General features: G+C 57.9%; 15 protein-coding genes, 1 tRNA gene and 1 riboswitch. Of the genes, 7 read left to right on the top strand and 9 right to left on the bottom strand.

Going from position 1 to position 16,512, the window contains the following annotated elements; translation table 11 throughout:
* Window positions 1–6: 6 nt before the first annotated feature.
* The 3 genes from glpX (at window position 7) to KMP13_RS09525 (ending at window position 2,998) form a co-directional block, all read left to right on the top strand.
* Window positions 7–981 (top strand): class II fructose-bisphosphatase, encoded by a 975-nt coding sequence (gene glpX, locus KMP13_RS09535; RefSeq protein WP_215265623.1) that lies wholly within the window; start codon window positions 7–9, stop codon window positions 979–981.
* 108 nt (window positions 982–1,089) lie between these two features.
* Window positions 1,090–2,829: a single-stranded-DNA-specific exonuclease RecJ gene (recJ, locus tag KMP13_RS09530; RefSeq protein WP_215265622.1), complete on the top strand. Its 1,740-nt coding sequence runs from the start codon at window positions 1,090–1,092 to the stop codon at window positions 2,827–2,829.
* Between the two features lie 94 nt (window positions 2,830–2,923).
* Window positions 2,924–2,998 (top strand) — tRNA-Glu (locus KMP13_RS09525).
* Window positions 2,999–3,116: 118 nt separating this feature from the next.
* Here KMP13_RS09525 and KMP13_RS09520 read toward each other — a convergent pair.
* Both KMP13_RS09520 and KMP13_RS09515 read right to left on the bottom strand, forming a co-directional pair.
* Window positions 3,117–4,439: an aspartate aminotransferase family protein gene (locus tag KMP13_RS09520; RefSeq protein ID WP_215265621.1), complete on the bottom strand. Its 1,323-nt coding sequence runs from the start codon at window positions 4,437–4,439 to the stop codon at window positions 3,117–3,119.
* On the bottom strand, window positions 4,436–5,284 hold the full coding sequence (locus tag KMP13_RS09515) for a 3-keto-5-aminohexanoate cleavage protein (protein WP_215265620.1): 849 nt from the start codon (window positions 5,282–5,284) through the stop codon (window positions 4,436–4,438). Before KMP13_RS09515 ends, KMP13_RS09520 begins: the two co-directional genes overlap by 4 nt.
* A gap of 141 nt (window positions 5,285–5,425) precedes the next feature.
* On the opposite strand from KMP13_RS09515, the gene KMP13_RS09510 reads away from it, so the two are divergent.
* The 4 genes from KMP13_RS09510 (at window position 5,426) to KMP13_RS09495 (ending at window position 10,473) form a co-directional block, all read left to right on the top strand.
* A complete protein-coding gene (locus KMP13_RS09510) occupies window positions 5,426–6,292 on the top strand; it encodes a MurR/RpiR family transcriptional regulator (RefSeq protein WP_215265619.1) in 867 nt (288 codons plus the stop codon).
* Window positions 6,293–6,342: 50 nt separating this feature from the next.
* Window positions 6,343–7,305 carry a TAXI family TRAP transporter solute-binding subunit gene (locus tag KMP13_RS09505; protein ID WP_215265618.1) on the top strand — a complete coding sequence of 321 codons (963 nt, stop codon included), beginning with the start codon at window positions 6,343–6,345 and terminating at the stop codon, window positions 7,303–7,305.
* A 95-nt stretch (window positions 7,306–7,400) separates the two neighbouring features.
* Entirely contained in the window at window positions 7,401–10,034 is a 2,634-nt protein-coding gene (locus KMP13_RS09500; protein ID WP_215265617.1) for a TRAP transporter permease, read from the top strand.
* A 13-nt stretch (window positions 10,035–10,047) separates the two neighbouring features.
* The gene (locus KMP13_RS09495; RefSeq protein WP_215265616.1) at window positions 10,048–10,473 is read left to right on the top strand and encodes a universal stress protein; all 426 of its coding nucleotides are present in this window, start codon (window positions 10,048–10,050) and stop codon (window positions 10,471–10,473) included.
* 28 nt (window positions 10,474–10,501) lie between these two features.
* Here the strand turns inward: KMP13_RS09495 and KMP13_RS09490 are convergent, their stop codons facing one another.
* The 7 genes from KMP13_RS09490 to KMP13_RS09460 all read right to left on the bottom strand — a co-directional run bounded on the left by KMP13_RS09490 (window position 10,502) and on the right by KMP13_RS09460 (window position 16,021).
* Window positions 10,502–11,245, bottom strand: coding sequence for a substrate-binding periplasmic protein (locus KMP13_RS09490; RefSeq protein ID WP_215265615.1), 744 nt, complete (start codon window positions 11,243–11,245; stop codon window positions 10,502–10,504).
* Between the two features lie 181 nt (window positions 11,246–11,426).
* Window positions 11,427–11,585 (bottom strand): hypothetical protein, encoded by a 159-nt coding sequence (locus KMP13_RS09485; RefSeq protein WP_215265614.1) that lies wholly within the window; start codon window positions 11,583–11,585, stop codon window positions 11,427–11,429.
* Window positions 11,582–12,049, bottom strand: coding sequence for a hypothetical protein (locus tag KMP13_RS09480; protein WP_215265613.1), 468 nt, complete (start codon window positions 12,047–12,049; stop codon window positions 11,582–11,584). Before KMP13_RS09480 ends, KMP13_RS09485 begins: the two co-directional genes overlap by 4 nt.
* Window positions 12,049–13,323 carry an agmatinase family protein gene (locus KMP13_RS09475; RefSeq protein ID WP_251363772.1) on the bottom strand — a complete coding sequence of 425 codons (1,275 nt, stop codon included), beginning with the start codon at window positions 13,321–13,323 and terminating at the stop codon, window positions 12,049–12,051. Before KMP13_RS09475 ends, KMP13_RS09480 begins: the two co-directional genes overlap by 1 nt.
* Window positions 13,298–14,071, bottom strand: coding sequence for an ABC transporter ATP-binding protein (locus tag KMP13_RS09470; protein ID WP_215265612.1), 774 nt, complete (start codon window positions 14,069–14,071; stop codon window positions 13,298–13,300). The genes KMP13_RS09475 and KMP13_RS09470 overlap by 26 nt, the downstream gene beginning before the upstream one ends.
* Window positions 14,068–14,829, bottom strand: coding sequence for an ABC transporter permease (locus KMP13_RS09465; protein ID WP_251363771.1), 762 nt, complete (start codon window positions 14,827–14,829; stop codon window positions 14,068–14,070). The genes KMP13_RS09470 and KMP13_RS09465 overlap by 4 nt, the downstream gene beginning before the upstream one ends.
* A 121-nt stretch (window positions 14,830–14,950) precedes the next feature.
* On the bottom strand, window positions 14,951–16,021 hold the full coding sequence (locus tag KMP13_RS09460; protein WP_215265610.1) for a putative urea ABC transporter substrate-binding protein: 1,071 nt from the start codon (window positions 16,019–16,021) through the stop codon (window positions 14,951–14,953).
* 98 nt (window positions 16,022–16,119) lie between these two features.
* Window positions 16,120–16,231: riboswitch (guanidine-I (ykkC/yxkD leader) on the bottom strand.
* Window positions 16,232–16,512: the final 281 nt, after the last annotated feature.

Here is a 16,512-nt window from a genome sequence, read left to right as displayed (position 1 = left end):
ATCGTTATGTCATCCATTCCTGAGTTCCACGATCGCATGTTGTCCTTAGGCTTGGCCCGCGTTGCGGAACAGGCGGCCCTTGCATCTGCCTCGCTGATTGGGCGCGGCGATGAGAAGGCCGCAGACCAGGCCGCAGTGAATGCGATGCGCGAACAGCTGAACCTTTTGGACATTGCCGGCGTGGTGGTCATCGGCGAAGGCGAACGCGATGAAGCGCCGATGTTGTATATCGGGGAAGAAGTCGGCACGGGTAACGGACCTGGCGTCGACATTGCGCTCGATCCGCTGGAAGGCACCACGCTCACTGCCAAGGATATGCCAAACGCGCTGACCGTGATCGCCATGGGGCCGCGGGGGTCGATGTTGCATGCGCCTGATACTTACATGGATAAGCTGGCAATCGGTTCGGGCTACCCGGACGGCGTGGTTTCGCTGGATATGTCACCGCGCGAACGCGTCGAGGCCCTGGCCAAAGCCAAGGGATGCGCACCGTCCGATATCACCGTGTGCATTCTGGAACGCACTCGTCATGAGCGCATGATCGCAGATGTGCGCGAAACCGGGGCCGCGATCCGCCTGATCACCGATGGCGACGTTGCCGGGGTGATGCATTGCGCCGAAGCTGAGCTGACCGGCATCGACATGTATATGGGCCAAGGCGGCGCGCCCGAGGGGGTTCTGGCCGCCGCAGCGCTGAAGTGCATGGGAGGTCAGATTTTTGGCCGACTGCTGTTCCGCAACGAGGACGAGAAAAACCGCGCGGCCAAGGCTGGCATCACCGATTTGCACCGGATCTACACAGGCGATGAGATGGTGACCCAGGATGTGATTTTTGCCGCGACCGGCGTGACGGGCGGATCGCTTCTACCGCCGTTGAAACGCTCACCGGGTTGGGTGGAGACGACGACGCTGTTAATGCGCTCCAAGACCGGATCGGTTCGGCGCATGACCTACCGCACCCCGCTGGCCTCGCATCAATAATTGCAACTCTCAGCGCTTGCAGCGACCGGCGGAATTTAAGTATTTATAAAAAGATGAAAGGGTCGGGCTCCGTGAGGATCCGGCCTTTTAATAATCGAAAGGTAGATCATGAGCTTTCTGGGCGTTGAGACATCCCTGACCGGGCGCAGTTGGGTTGGACCTGGGGTGGATGTGCAACGTGCAGCCGAAATGATGACCCAGCAAAGCGCGTTGCCTGCTGCGGTCTGTCAGGTGCTCGCCAGACGCGGTGTGCCTGCAATGGAGGCCACCGGTTTTTTGGAGCCTAAGCTGAAAGAGCTGCTGCCCGACCCGCTTGAGATGAAAGATATGCAGGTTGCGGCCGCACGGTTTTTGCAGGCGGTGCAGCGGCGCGAACGGATTGCGGTCTTTGCTGACTATGACGTTGATGGCGGCGCGTCGGCGGCGCTTTTGTTGGTGTGGCTGCGCGATATGGGCCTGCAGGCGACGCTTTATATTCCCGATCGCATCGACGAAGGCTACGGCCCCAATGTGCCCGCCATGCAAGAGCTGGCCGCGGCCCATGATCTGATCATCTGCGTCGATTGCGGCACGCTGAGCCATGAGCCCATCGCCGCCGCCAAAGGTGCGGATGTGATTGTTCTGGACCACCACCTGGGCAGTGAAACCCTGCCCGATTGCGTGGCCGTGGTGAATCCGAACCGACAGGATGAAAGCGGTGATCTCGGCTATTTCTGTGCGGCGGGCGTGGTGTTTTTGATGCTGGTGGAAACCGGTCGCCAAATGCGCGCGGCCGGGCTGAAAGGCCCCGATTTGATGAGCCTTCTGGATCTGGTGGCCCTGGCGACGGTTGCAGATGTGGCGCCACTGATTGGCGCAAACCGCGCCTTGGTGCGGCAGGGATTGAAAGTCATGGGCGCGCGCAAACGCCCCGGGCTGGTGGCGCTGGCCGATGTCAGCCGGATGGATGCGGCGCCGTCGACCTATCACCTTGGGTTCTTGCTGGGGCCACGGGTCAATGCCGGCGGGCGCATCGGCAAAGCAGATCTGGGCGCGCGTCTTTTGGCCACGGACAACCCACATGAGGCCGCCGCAATGGCCGAGCGTCTGGACCAGTTGAATACCGAACGTCGTGATATCGAAAGCGCTGTGCGCGCAGCCGCGTTGGAACAGGCCGAGGAACGTGGGCTGGACGCGCCCCTGGTCTGGGCCGCTGGAGAAGGCTGGCACCCGGGCGTGGTGGGCATCGTCGCCTCCCGTCTTAAAGAAGCCACCGGACGACCTGCGGTGGTGATTGGTTTGGACGGTGATGAGGGTAAAGGCTCGGGGCGCTCTGTCTCGGGCATTGATCTGGGGGCTTCGATCCAGAAAGTTGCCGCCGAGGGGCTGTTGATCAAAGGCGGTGGACACAAAATGGCCGCAGGTCTGAGCGTTGCGCGTTATCAGTTGGAGCCTGCCATGGCACGGCTGGCCGAGCTGTTGGATAAACAGGGTGCAGGCGCGCTGGGGCCACAGGATCTGAAAGTGGATGGTATCTTGATGCCCGGTGCCGCCCGGGTGGATCTGATTGAACAGATCGAACAGGCCGGCCCTTTTGGTGCTGGCGCCCCTGCCCCGCGCTATGCGTTTCCGGACGTGGAGATCAAATTTGCCAAACGTGTCGGCGACAGCCATCTGAAACTGAGCCTGTCCGATGGCATGGGCGCAAAGCTGGATGCGATTTGTTTCGGAGCCTTTGACACGCCGCTGGGCCAACGGATGCTGGACCACGGTGGTGCCCGTTTTCACTGCGCCGGACGGCTGGAAATCAACACCTGGGGCGGGCGTCAGGCACCGCAGCTGCGCCTGGAAGATGCGGCCCCTGCATAAGCCCTTCGCATGTGGATAAGAAATTTTACAAAATCGTATTTTTCCACTTGCGGGTTTCGGCACTAGGAACTAAATACCCGCTCACGCCAAGAATGGCCCGTTCGTCTATCGGTTAGGACGCCAGGTTTTCAACCTGGAAAGAGGGGTTCGATTCCCCTACGGGCTACCATTTTTCCCAGATGTTAGATCGCAAGCCACTGCAACAGAACAGTTTTCCGCTGTTTCATGGCCTTTGATGCCTTGGGCGGCGATGACGCCCAAAGCCGGTGATTGTCCGGGCGCATCGCTTATGGAAATACCTTTGCCAGAGCCACTTTGAGCGTCTCTACAATCAGGTCAATGTGGGTGTCTTCAATAATGAATGGCGGCGCCAACAGGATATGGGCCCCGCGCTGACCATCAATCGTGCCGCCCATCGGGTAACAGGCCAAGCCGACCTCAAAGGCCGCTGACTTTACCCTCTCAGCCAGTTTAAGATCGGGGGCAAAGGGGGCTTTGGTCGCGCGGTCTTCCACCAGCTCCAACCCCAGAAACAGGCCGCGCCCCCGGATGTCGCCAATATGCGGATGCTGGCCAAATTCAGCCTCCAAAGCGCTGCGCAAACGGGAGCCTACCGGGTTCACCCGCGCAGCAATTCCATCATCCGTCAAACGCTCCAAAACCGCCAGCGCGCCGGCCGCGGCCATCGGGTGCCCCATATAGGTGTGACCATGCTGGAAGAACCCGCTGCCGCCCTTGATGGCGGCATAAATCTGGGCGGAACAGAGCATCGCGCCGATGGGCTGATAGCCTGCACCTAGACCTTTGGCGATGGCGCAGATGTCTGGGGCAATCCCCTCCTGCTCGCAGGCGAACAAAGTGCCGGTGCGCCCCATTCCGCACATGACTTCGTCCAGAATCAACAAGACACCATGGGTATCGCAGATCTCACGCACCCGTTTAAAATAGCCCTCAACCGGCGGCACGGCACCGGACGTCGCCCCCACCACGGGTTCCGCCACAAAGGCCATGACGTTCTCCGCGCCGAGCTCCTGGATCTTTGCCTCAAGCTCATTGGCGGTGCGTTGGCCGTAATCAAAAGCGCTTTCGCCCTCTTCCTGCCCGCGATAGGCGTAGCACGGCGCGATATGGTGCGTCTCAATCAGCATGGGGTCAAACTGGGCCCGTCGCCAGGCATTGCCGCCCGTGGCCAGTGCTCCCAATGTATTGCCATGATAGCTTTGGCGTCGCGCGATGATGTGCCGCCGGTTTGGTTGGCCAATTTCCAGAAAATACTGACGCGCCAGTTTCAGCGCGCTTTCCATTGCTTCTGATCCGCCGGACACCAGATAGACCCGGTCCAGGCCTTTGGGCGCATGGGCAATCAGCTTATCCGCCAGAGCTTCTGCCACATTTGTGGTGAAAAACCCCGTATGCGCATAGGCGAGCTGATCCAGCTGTGCATGCAACGCTTGCGTCACCTTTGCGTCTGAGTGGCCCAAACAGGACACCGCCGCCCCACCCGAGCCATCAAGATACCGCCGTCCGTCGCGCCCAATCAAGAACACCCCGTCTCCACCCACGGCAACAGGGGGCGGCTTGCGGGTGTGGCGTGGAAAAATATGGCTCATGAGGAGTGCTCTTTCAGCAAAGGCCTACCTGCAGCGCGGGCCAGTTCAACAACGGCCGCTACGCTTTCGGCATTGTCGCGTAATGGGGCTCCATCTGGGCGAAAGAAGTTGTTTTCAAATCCCACGCGTACGTGTCCGCCCAGTTCAATTGCGATCTCAGCCACTGCCAATTCGGTCCGCCCAAAGGCGCAGACGGTCCAATCGGGAAAGTCATCGCCCAAGGCCGTAACAAAGGGCGCGACCTCATCCGGGTTTGCTTCCTGTGGTTCGCTAAAGCGGCCAAACACCATCAACACGCGGCGCATGCTTTGGGGAAGGATCCCTTCGGCCAAAAATCCTCGCAGCCGCTCCAGATCGCTTTGATCATAGAGAATGTGCTGCACGTCGATCCCGACACTGTCGCACAAGGCATACACCTGCGCGGCGAGATCGAGATCTCGCGACATCTCGCGCACGGAAATACTGGCGGCTTGCGGGCGCAATTCCCGCAGCAGGTCGAATTGTTCGGTGACGCCAAAACGACCGGCAGCCTCGGATGTGACCTGGATGGAGATCCCGGGCACAATTGCCGAAATCGCCGCAATCGTCTGTTCGTAAGTGTTAACGGACAGGGAGTGGCGGCCCAGTTCATCGCGCACATGTAAATGCAGCTCATACGCGCCGGCCGCTGCGCAGGCTTTGGCCGCCAGAGCTGTCTCCGCTGTATTGATCGGCACAGCCACATGGTCGCGTTTTTGACGGCGCGCACCATTGGGAGCCACGGTGATTTTGAGCGGAGATTTACAGCGCACTGAAACGGTGGCCGCGCTGCCTGTGATTTTGTCTGTCTCTATGTCGACTTGCATCGCACGTCCCCCACATGGCGCGGGTGCTTCACAGGATATGCCAGCAAAGTCACCTTCCACAATTATGATGATTGAAACAGGTGTTTCAATCGTTGACTTTGATTAAAACGAATGAAAATATCGTGTCAAGGGAGACCGTCCTTGAATATCGAAACAAGAATAGAAGACGTGGTGTCCGAACGTTACACCGACCTCAGCCAGACGTTGCGCGCCGCGGCGGATTTTGTGGTGGCCAATCAGATGGATATTGCCACCCGGTCCTTACGCAGTGTGTCCAGCAGCAGCGGCGTGTCTCCAGCCGCTTTCTCGCGGCTTGCACGCGCATTGGGGTTTGACGTCTATGAAGACCTGCGCGAGGCCTGCCGCCACGGCCTGTGGGATCGGGGTGCGTCATTTGCGGAACGTGCCGAACGGTTGAGCGATGCGACGCAGGACAGTGACACGATCCTCAACCGGCATTCGTCGGCCTGTATGAACAATATCTCAGAAATGGCCGGCTGCATCTCACCCAATCGGCTGGGAGCGGCGGTTGATGCGCTGCAAAGCGCGCGCAATGTTGTGCTGTTTGGTGCGTTCAGCTCCACCGGGATTGTTGAATATATGGCCTATTTGGCGCAGTATTTTGCATCCAATTGGACCTTGGCCGGACGTATGGGCGCATCGCTTGGCAGCGCGTTGGCTGGACTGGGCGCCGAAGATGTGCTGCTGATCGTCACCAAGACACCCTATGCACGGCGTGCCGTGTTGGCTGCCGAAATGGCCCAGAAAGCCGCACCGCAGGTGATCGTGATCACCGACAGCCACGCCTGTCCTGCAATTCAATACGCAAATTTCCCCTTTATTATTCCATCGGACAGCCCACAGTTTTTTTCATCCTACGCCGCAACCATTGCCCTGATGGAAACCATGGTGGCCATGGTTGTTGCGCAGACAGGGGAAGCGGCCACCAACCGCATCTCCGAAGTCGAAGGTCAAAACAGACGTCTCGGAGAGTTCTGGACCGACTGAGATCTTCAAAAGCACTAAAACCAAGACCAAAAATCAAATGGGAGTAATCTATGAAACACATCGTAAAAATGGCGGGGATTGCTGCAATCTCCTCTCTCGCTGTTGCGGGATCTGCATCTGCAGATGAGTTCATTTCGATCGGCACCGGTGGCGTCACCGGCGTTTATTATCCAACCGGTGGTGCAATCTGCCGTCTGGTGAACAAAAGCCGCAAAGAGCATGGTATTCGCTGTGCGGTGGAGTCCACTGGTGGGTCCGTTTACAACATCAACACCATCAAAGGTGGCGAGCTGGAATTTGGTGTTGCCCAGTCTGACTGGCAGTACCACGCCTTTAACGGCACTTCGAAATTCTCCGAAAACCCTTTCCCGGGCATTCGCGCTGTCTTCTCTGTACACCCTGAGCCGTTCACTCTGGTTGTACGTGGCGGCACCGGCATCGAAGATTTCGCAAGCCTCAAAGGCAAACGCGTCAACGTCGGCAACCCCGGCTCTGGTCAGCGCGCGACAATGGAAGTTGTAATGGGTGCTTATGGTCTGTCCATGGACGATTTTGCCTTGGCGACCGAATACAAAGGTTCGGAAATGGCCAAGCAGCTGTGTGACGGCAATATCGACGCGATGATCTACACCATCGGTCACCCGTCTGCGGCGATCAAAGAAGCCACCACCACATGTGATGCGCATCTTGTCTCGGTCACCGGTCCGGAAATCGACGCACTGGTTGCGGAAAACCCCTTCTACCGCACGGCCACCATTCCAGGCGGCACCTACAAAGGGACCGATGGCGACACCACAACATTCGGCGTTGGCGCAACGTTTGTGACGTCGGACAAAGTCTCTGACGAAGTGGTCTATGTGGTCGCCAAATCGGTGATGGAAAACGTCGAAGACTTCCGCAAGCTGCACCCTGCGTTTGCAAATCTTGACCCATCCGAAATGGTCACCGACGGCCTCAGCGCGCCGCTGCACCCTGGTGCTGCAAAAGCCTATGAGGAACTGGGCCTGAAATAAGCGACGCGCCTGTCGCACAATAATAACAATGCAAAAGTGGCGCGCCGCAGACGCAAAAACATGCGGCGCGCCCTTCTTTGTTTCAGGGGATTGAAATGACACAACAGGACCACACCCAAGGGAGTGCGGCCGCAGACGCCATGGTGGCCGAAGCGGATACTGGCGCCCGTAGCGCGACCGGTGTGCAGGGAAAGGCCATCCTGGCTCTCTGCATCATCTGGTCGGTGTTCCAACTCTATATCGCATCAAAGCTACCCGGCATTCTGGCACAGCTGACCGGGTTTTCGGATTTCGCCAATATCGTCGCCCAGGCGCGTTACGTGCATCTGGCCTTTGCTATCGCACTGGCAACGCTTGCCTTTCCGCTGTTCAAGTCATCGCCGCGCGACCGTATCCCAGCCTATGACTGGGTGCTTTTGGCGCTTGGCGTTGGGGCCTGTCTGTATCTGGTGATCTTTCGCTACCAGATCGCCGACCGTCCGGGCCTGTGGAACAGCAGCGACATCGCGGTCTCCGCCACGGGTATGATAGTCTTGATGATCTGCGTCTACCGCGCGCTTGGCCTGCCGCTGGTTGTCATCGCTTCGACCTTTGTGCTGTTTGCCTTTTTCGGTGGCTATTCCGAATGGGTCCGCGAGCTGACCAACTATGGCGGCTCCTCCCTCAGCAAGGCGCTGGGGCATTATTGGATGCAGACCGAAGGCGTGTTCGGCGTGGCGCTGGGTGTGTCCACGACGATGATTTTCCTCTTTGTTCTATTCGGCGCGCTGTTGGATCGTGCAGGGGGCGGCAACTGGTTCATCAAAGTCGCCATTGCCATGCTGGGTGCGCTGCGCGGTGGCCCGGCCAAGGCGTCGGTGCTGTCGTCAATGTTGACCGGCATGATCTCGGGCTCGTCAATTGCCAATACAGTCACCACCGGAACCTTCACCATTCCGCTGATGAAACGCATCGGCTTTTCCGCCGAAAAGGCCGGCGCGGTTGAGGTTGCGTCCTCTACCAATGGCCAGCTGACCCCGCCTGTGATGGGAGCTGCGGCCTTCCTGATGGTGGAATATGTCAATATCCCCTATATCGACGTGGTCAAACACGCCTTCCTGCCGGCCGTGATTTCTTACATCGCGCTGTTGTACATCGTGCATCTGGAGAGCCTGAAAATCGGACTGGAAGGTCTGCAGAAACGCGGGCGTCGGATTGGGGTTCTGATGATCCTGATCCTATTCCTGTCGGGGTTCATCTTCCTTGGCGTTGCAGCGTTTTTGATGATTGGTGTACGGGCGCTGCTGGAACCTGTTGTGGGTGACACGATCTATGTCGCACTGGCGATTGTTGCGGTGCTATACGTCTTTCTTGTCGCGGTTGCCGCGCGCTATCCAGATGTCGAGGTCGACGATCCAAACGCTGCTGTCCCCGAAGCGCCGCGTCTGACACCGACACTGCTGGGCGGCGCGTACTTTGCCCTGCCGATCTTTATCCTGGTCTGGAACCTGATGGTGCGCACCGAAAGTCTGGATCGCCTGTCCCCGGCCCTGTCGGCCTTTTGGGCGACGATCTTTATGATCATTGTGGCGCTTACCCATCGCCCGCTAAAAGCTTTCTTCCGCAAACGTGATTTTGCGGCCGAGATGACAGCGGGTTGGAACGACTTTGTGCAAGGTCTGATCATGGGCGCGCGCAATATGATCGGGATCGGTGTTGCAACCGGTGCTGCAGGTATCATCGTTGGCACGATTTCCCTGACCGGTGCCCATCAGGTCATCGCCCAGGTGATCGAGGTCGTCTCGGGCGGGCATCTGATGGTGTTGCTGTTCCTGGTGGCGGTCCTGTCGCTGATCCTTGGCATGGGCCTGCCTACTACCGCCAACTACATCGTGGTCTCCAGCCTGATGGCGCCGGTGATTGTCACCGTCGGCGCGCAATCCGGCCTGACCGTACCCCTGATCGCGGTGCATATGTTTGTGTTCTACTTTGGCATCCTGGCCGATGACACGCCGCCCGTGGGGCTTGCGGCCTATGCGGCGGCGGCGATCTCACGCGGGGATCCGATCAAGACCGGCATCCAGGGCTTTGGCTATGACATTCGCACCGCATTGTTGCCCTTCCTCTTCATCTTCAATACCGATCTTTTGTTGATTGATGTGGGACCGCTCAAGGCTGTGTTTGTCTTTGCCGTGGCTTTGATTGCGATGCTGCTTTTTGCGGCGGCGACCCAAGGGTACTTCATTGCCAAATCTCGCCTGTGGGAAACCGGTGTTCTGCTGTTGATCGCCTTCACCCTGTTCCGGCCCGGGTATTTCCTGGATCAGATCTCAGAGAAATACGCCGAAGCCTCAGGCCCGGCAGCGATTTCCTTGATGTCTGAACAACCCGATGCCAGCGACATACGTTTGATCGTGGCAGGGCCTGATTTCGACACGGGCGACATCAGGCGCACAACCATCGTGATCCCCGCCATCGCCGAGGACGCAACTGCCGCGTTGGAGGAACAGGGGCTGACGGTTCTGCCAGAAGACGAGACACTGGTTCTGGAAGAGCCCTTCCCCGGCACGGCACATTTCGACACGCTAGGGACCGAGTATGATTTCTATGGCGACACCCCTGTCGTGATCGAGAAGATCCAGGTGGAAAATGACCGCCTGCCCAAAGAGATCTTCTTTATCCCGGCCTTCCTGTTGCTAGCAGCCCTGGTCTTGATCCAGCGTCGCCGCGCAACCCAGCCTGCGTTCTAAGAGGGAGAGTGATATGTTCAAGACAGTACTTCTGGCCGTGGATGTGAACGATCCCAAAGGATCTGAACGCCCGGCTGAGACCGCGCTGCAACTTGCCAAATCCAAAGGGGCCACATTGCACATCATGAATGTGGTGCCCGACTTTGGCATGTCGATTGTCGGATCGTTTTTCACCAAGGACCACAACCGCCAGATCATGGCCGAAGCCAAGGCCGCGTTGGAGGGCTGGGTTGAGGGGCTGGAGGCCGTGCCCGACACCACGGTGTTACACGTGGATCAAGGCACGATCTATGAGCAGGTCTTGAAAGAGGCGGCTCAGATCGAGGCTGATGCCATTGTGGTTGGGGCGCATAAATCCCAGCTCAAAGACTATCTGATTGGCCCAAACGCCGCCCGCATTGCCCGCCACGCGCAGCAATCGGTCTTTGTTGTCCGGTAGATAGCGCGAGATAAACCGATGTGGGGCTTCACGGCCCCACATGTTTCTTCAGGACCTTAGCGAGACTGCCATCTGCGCGCATCGCGGCCAGAGTTGTGTTGAATTCCTGAATAACCTGATCCCGATTGGGCAGATCATTGCGTACCGCCATGTGGATGCCCTGGGTCGCTAGGACTCCGGGAGCAAATTCCACCCGCCCGTTCAATGTCGGATCATCCGAATGGACGGCGTAGTTCACCACATCAACACTGTCGAGCGTCAGATCGACCCGCGCATGTGCCACCATTTGAACGGCCTGCAACGTCGTGGTCACCACCACTTTGTTCAGGTAATCGGCGCGGTCAAATTCATCCTGATAGAGAAACCCATCCCCAACCGCGATGCTGAACGGGCGCAGCGCGTCCACGGATGTATAGGCGTGCTCGGCGCCACTGCGCTGCACAAGGCGCACATCGGTTTCATAAAACGCATCCGCATAGGTCAGATAGCTTTCCAGCGCCGGGTCGAAAAACAAGCTGCCGATCACGTCATATTGCCCGCTGGTCGCACCATTCATGATCCGCGCCCAAGGCACGACCTCGGTTTCGACCTGATAGCCAGCCCGTTTCAAGACTTCGCAGATGACATCCAATGAAATCCCTTTGCTCGGCAGCGATGCGCCAGAAAAGGGCGGCCATTCGTCCGCTACGATTTTCAACGTCTCCGCGCTGCTCAGCGTGGGCAACCCCAGTGCCAAAGCCGCTGCCAAAAAAATGTCGCGTAGTGTTCGCATCAAAGGCTCTCCCCTGCCGCATGAAGCACCCCATAGATTTGGCCTAGGGGATGATTTGATGGCGCGTACCCTGATAGAACACGGTGAAGATGTACTTAATATAGAAATTCCATAATGTGTTACGCTCCCAGTTTGAAAAACCGGAAGCGCTTTTGGGTCTTGCCGTCTTTAACGCATCCGCTTAGCGGGCGCGAAAGAAGACATAGGCAGAGGCCAGAACAGCAAGAACCGCCAGAACAGGTGTCAGTTCGGTGCCATGCGGGTGAAGATGTGCACCATCATGGGCCCAGACAGGAGTGCTGCTGGCGAGTGCTGCAACAGTCAAAGCAATGCGTTTCATGTTTCGATTTCCATTTTACGTTGTTTCAAAAAGTCGCGGATGTCGAACGTGGATTTCTCATCCATCGACACATAGATCAGCGACATATTGGTGCGTTCTTGAACCATCTCACCGGGAAACGGCAGATAGCTGAGCTCGCGGGAGCCAAAGGACGGTGAGGCCGTGCCAACCTGCCAGTCGGTTTTCAACTCAACATCAATCAGCTTCAATGCTTTTGAGCCGTCCTTGGCAGGACGTTCAAACGGCACCCCGGCCAGTTTCAGATAGCTGGTCTTGTCTGCGGCCTGCAAAAACCCGTCGATGAACTGTGTCGCCAGAACCTGAAGGTCTGCGGCCTCATCTTCGGCATGCATGTGCGAATGCAGGTGGTCAGCGTGCGCATGGTTGTGACCCGCCCCGTGAGGGGCGTGATCGTGATGATGGTGGTGACCGTGGCTGTGGTCATGGGGATGATCGTGCGGCATCACTCACCTATCTTATGTGGTTCAGCATTGGCCCAACGACGACCCGAGAATTCGCCGTGTGGCAGCGAGACCGGCTTGTCGATGTGACGCTTGTGCGCGCCAAGCTTACCGTTAGAGACCATCGCACCCAGAACATCCACGATCACGCGGGTGCCCATCAATGCGGTAATATCCGAGGTGTCATAGGGTGGCGAGACTTCCACCAGTTCCATGCCACAGATACCTTCGGCGGCAATGCCCGAGGCCAGCGCCAGTGCTTCGCGCGGCAGGAACCCGCCCGGTTCAGGCCAGCCTGTGCCCGGTACGAACCCACAGTCGATGCTGTCGATGTCAAAGGACATATAGACCATGTCGACATCTTTCCACGCCATCTCCAGCGCCATTTCGATGGTCTTGGCGATGCCCATCTTCTCAACGTCACCCATGGTGATGATGTTGGTGTTGCGCTCGCGGGCGACCTTGACCGCTTCGCGTGGGACCTGCCAGCCGCCGATGCCGATCTGCACCAGATTGGTGGCCGGAACATTGGGCAGGTTGGTGGAGTGGAACCAGGGTGTGGTGTGCATACGTTCATCCAGGTCTTTTTCCTGAATGTCGGCGTGGCGGTCAAAGTGCACGATGCCGATACGTTTGGACGTGCACTCTGCAATGCCGCGCACACAAGGGAAACCGATGGAGTGGTCGCCACCGATCATAATCGGCAGGGAGCCGGACGAGAAAACATGGCTGACGCCACGGCTGATCTGGTCAAAGCTCTTTTCGATATTGGCAGGGATGGTAAAGACATCGCCCGCGTCACACATGGTCATCTGCTCACGCAGATCGACGCCCAGCTCGTAGTTGTAGGGGGTATAAAGTGCCGAGATCTTGCGCACGCCTTGCGGGCCAAAGCGCGTGCCCGGACGATAGGTAGTGCCACCGTCAAACGGGATACCCAGAACGGTTGCGTCATAATTTGCAACGTCCAGCACGTCCTCGGCATACGGCGCCTTGAGGAAGGTGTTGATGCCGGCGAAATGCGGCAGCTCGCCACGGGCAAAGGTCGGGATCGATTTATCTTCGATCGTGTCCGCCCCTGTGAGGCCCATGCGCAGCGCCCAACGGCGCTCTTCTTCGTGGCGGCCTTCGGGCAGGTCCGCTTCTTTCTGCATAGATTTCCAACCCGCGAGCTTAGTCAGATCCGGGTGGTGGGCGCGTTTTTCGCGCCGGTCCAATCGCGCCCGCTGATCGACAGGATGGTGCGATCGGTTATGCAGTCGCTGCGTGAACAACATTTTCAGTCTCCTTGGTGGTTTGAAACGGGATGCCGTTGTTACGGGCATCAAAGTCGTAGGTAATGGTCGCCCCATAGCGACCCGGGTCGTGGGGGTCCCAGCGGGGCTTGTCAAATACCAGACAGCGATCCCCGAGCTTGAAGCCTTCTTCAAGATCATGGGTGACCATAAAGACGGTCATATTGGTCTCGGCGCGCAGCTCCTGCAGGAATTCATGCATCCGCAGCCGCGTGCCCGGATCGAGCGCGCCAAAGGGTTCATCCAACAACAAGACGCGTGGTTTCGCGGTCAGCGCCTGTCCGATGGCCAGACGTTGCTGCATGCCGCCCGACAGCGACGCCGGGAATTGATCGGCCACGTGGTTCAGGCCGATACGCTCCAGCATCTCATCCGCGCGCTCTACTGCTGCGCGGCGCTGCACGCCAAACAGACGCCCCCAAAAGGTGGCAAACCCTTCGCCGGCAACCAAGTTTTCACGCACCGTCAGATGCGGGAAAACCGAATAGCGCTGGAACACAACACCGCGTTCTGGGTTTGGTTCAACAGCGGGCTCACCGCCGTCAATGCGAATGGTGCCTTTCGTCGGCGTCTCCTCCGCGAGCAGCATCCGCAGGAATGTGGATTTGCCACAGCCCGACGCGCCAACGATGGAGATAAATTCACCCTCTTCGATGGCGACATTGACGCGCTCCAGGATCGAACGATCGCCATAAGCCTGCCAGACGTTTGATACTTCGACGAAACTCATAGGCCTGCCTCCAGCCATGGGAATGCCTTGCGCGAAATGGTTTTCAGCAACCAGTCGACAACAAAAGCCAGAAGCGTGATCCAGATGACATAGGTGAGGATCACATCCATCGCCAGATAGCGGCGCACCAGGAAGATGCGGTAGCCAAGGCCCACGTTGGACGCCACCGCTTCGGCGGCGATCAGGAACAGCCAGGCCGATCCCAACGACAGGCGCACGTTTGAGATCAAGCGCGGCAAAAGCTGCGGCAGCACAACATTCAGCGCCACAACCCAGGTCGAGGCCCCCAATGTCTGCGCTTTGACGAATTGTTCACGCGGAATGTCTAGCACCCGCTGCGACAGATCCCGCGTCATAAAGGGCGTGATACCAATCACGATCAACACGACTTTGGACACCTCCCCAAGGCCAAAGACGATGAACAGGATCGGCAGCAGCGCCAGTGGCGGCACCATGGACAGAACCGCAACAAAACCGGACAGGCCGCTGCGGGCATAGGGTAGAATGCCAATGGCCATGCCAATGATCATGGCAATCAAAGCCGAGATGGCCACGCCCCCCAAAAGCCGCGCAAGGCTGGCAAATGTGTCGTTCCACAGCAGGATCTCCTGGCTGCGTCGGTCAGGTTCGGTAAACAGCCGGATGGCAGTGTCCCAGATGGTGCCCGGCGCCGGCAACAGCTTGTCGGCCGGATTGGCGGTCAGTCGAATGTCGGACCCGATGGCATAGGCCGCCAGGACCAGTACAAATGGCAACATAGCAAGCGCTACCGCCCCGGGTCGGCCCGGGAAGTGGTTCATGAGTCGCATAGTGAAAACCCCGCGTTGATGTTCCGTGTGATGGAAGAAGGCCGCGCCGTTCGCGGCCCTCACGCGAGGATCAGAGCGCGCCGTCGGCAGCCATCTGCATATACGTCGCGTCGAAACGGAACTTCACATTGCCCGCATCACCGCTGATCGAACCATCTGGGTATTCAACACCGACGAAATCTGCGCTGGGAGCGCCCTCGCCCAGGATCCCTTTGTCAAAGAGGAATTCGGCGACATTGGTCATCGTGGTTGGCAGTGCTGAGGATTGCGTCTGTGCAACGGCATCGGCAGGGTCAAAGAACATCTCAGTCGCGGCCAGCTGCGCTTTGTATCCTGCCAGATCGGTGCCCGAGGCCTCGGCCATGGCGGTCAACGTGGCTTCGTCGCCTGCTGCCATCAGCGCCATGACTTCATACCAAGCACCGGCAACAGCCTTACCAAAGGCGGGGTTGTCGGCCAGTGTTTCGGTGTTCACCACCATCAAGTCGAGGATTTCGCCTGGGATCTTGGAGCTGTCGAACAGAACGGTTGCATCCGGGTTTGAGCCTGTGATCTCGGACACCAGTGGGTTCCAGGTCACAACGGATTTCACGTCAGAGGTAGCATAGGCAGCGATCATATCCGCATCAGAGGTGTTGATGACGCTATCCAGATCGGATTCCTTCAACCCAACAGTGTCCAGACCGCGCGCCAGCAGGTAATGCGACACAGACAGTTCGACCAGGTTGACGGACGCGCCTTTGAGATCTTCCAGCGTGCCTTCACCTTTGAGGATCACAGCGTCGTTGCCGTTGGAATAGTCGCCAATGATCAGCGCAGTGGTATCAACGCCGCCGCCCGATGGGATCGACAATGTGTCCATATTGGTGGCTGAGACGCCATCAAACGCACCTGCGGTATATTGGTTGATCGATTCCACATAGTCGTTGATCTGCACGATCTCGACATCGATGCCGTATTTGTCGGCCCATTTACCCATGATGCCGCTATCTTCCAGATAGCCCCAAGGCATCCAGCCAACATAGATTGACCATGCAAGTTTGAATTCAGTTTTTTCTTCGGCGGCCAGTGGTGAGACGGCACCCGCAAGTACCCCCAATGCCAATGCGATTGCTGACAGAAACTTAGTCTTCTTGGTCATGACTTTCCCCGTTGTCGCGTCCCGCCAATTTTATTTTTGATGGTTTTCGGGCCGCTGGCAGAACAAAGAGATAGGGCGCGGTTAAAACCAGCGCAGTACTCTCCCGGGATTTTGGCCCGCCGTGTGCCAACACGGAGTTTGCCGTGTTGGTGGCACTTCTCGGACCAGACTTGTCGTATTTGCGACAACGGAACCCTAAGCACCCTGCAGATCCAGTAGCCGATTTAAAGTGGATTCTGTCAAAATTGAGATAGGTAAAAACCACCCAAAAAATCGAAATGCGCGAATTTTCCGCGAAAATTCACTGCAAGTGCACAGGTTAGCGCCGCTTTTTGACTGAAATTTGTTGCGGAGCCTTCATCATAGCTGGGCAAATTCGATCCATGCATTTGGAAGACCCCCCTCATGTGCTTAAAAAATAAGCGTACCAATATAACTTTCGATGTCGCTTTCCTACCTCAAGGATGGTCACTCTTCTCACGCCTTGTTAC

This window comes from Epibacterium ulvae, assembly GCF_018678075.1.
GTDB lineage: Bacteria > Pseudomonadota > Alphaproteobacteria > Rhodobacterales > Rhodobacteraceae > Epibacterium > Epibacterium ulvae_A.
Note: the sequence above shows the minus strand (reverse complement) of the source record. Positions and strands in the feature narration are given on the sequence as shown.

Excerpts from the sequence above, each read along its gene's own strand:
- glpX (WP_215265623.1), top strand. The coding sequence starts at position 7 with ATGTCATCCATTCCTGAGTTCCACGATCGCATGTTGTCCTTAGGCTTG.
- recJ (WP_215265622.1), top strand. The coding sequence starts at position 1,090 with ATGAGCTTTCTGGGCGTTGAGACATCCCTGACCGGGCGCAGTTGGGTT.
- KMP13_RS09520 (WP_215265621.1), bottom strand. The coding sequence starts at position 4,439 with ATGAGCCATATTTTTCCACGCCACACCCGCAAGCCGCCCCCTGTTGCC.
- KMP13_RS09515 (WP_215265620.1), bottom strand. The coding sequence starts at position 5,284 with ATGCAAGTCGACATAGAGACAGACAAAATCACAGGCAGCGCGGCCACC.
- KMP13_RS09505 (WP_215265618.1), top strand. The coding sequence starts at position 6,343 with ATGAAACACATCGTAAAAATGGCGGGGATTGCTGCAATCTCCTCTCTC.
- KMP13_RS09500 (WP_215265617.1), top strand. The coding sequence starts at position 7,401 with ATGACACAACAGGACCACACCCAAGGGAGTGCGGCCGCAGACGCCATG.
- KMP13_RS09495 (WP_215265616.1), top strand. The coding sequence starts at position 10,048 with ATGTTCAAGACAGTACTTCTGGCCGTGGATGTGAACGATCCCAAAGGA.
- KMP13_RS09490 (WP_215265615.1), bottom strand. The coding sequence starts at position 11,245 with ATGCGAACACTACGCGACATTTTTTTGGCAGCGGCTTTGGCACTGGGG.
- KMP13_RS09485 (WP_215265614.1), bottom strand. The coding sequence starts at position 11,585 with ATGAAACGCATTGCTTTGACTGTTGCAGCACTCGCCAGCAGCACTCCT.
- KMP13_RS09480 (WP_215265613.1), bottom strand. The coding sequence starts at position 12,049 with ATGCCGCACGATCATCCCCATGACCACAGCCACGGTCACCACCATCAT.
- KMP13_RS09475 (WP_251363772.1), bottom strand. The coding sequence starts at position 13,323 with ATGTTGTTCACGCAGCGACTGCATAACCGATCGCACCATCCTGTCGAT.
- KMP13_RS09470 (WP_215265612.1), bottom strand. The coding sequence starts at position 14,071 with ATGAGTTTCGTCGAAGTATCAAACGTCTGGCAGGCTTATGGCGATCGT.
- KMP13_RS09465 (WP_251363771.1), bottom strand. The coding sequence starts at position 14,829 with ATGTTGCCATTTGTACTGGTCCTGGCGGCCTATGCCATCGGGTCCGAC.
- KMP13_RS09460 (WP_215265610.1), bottom strand. The coding sequence starts at position 16,021 with ATGACCAAGAAGACTAAGTTTCTGTCAGCAATCGCATTGGCATTGGGG.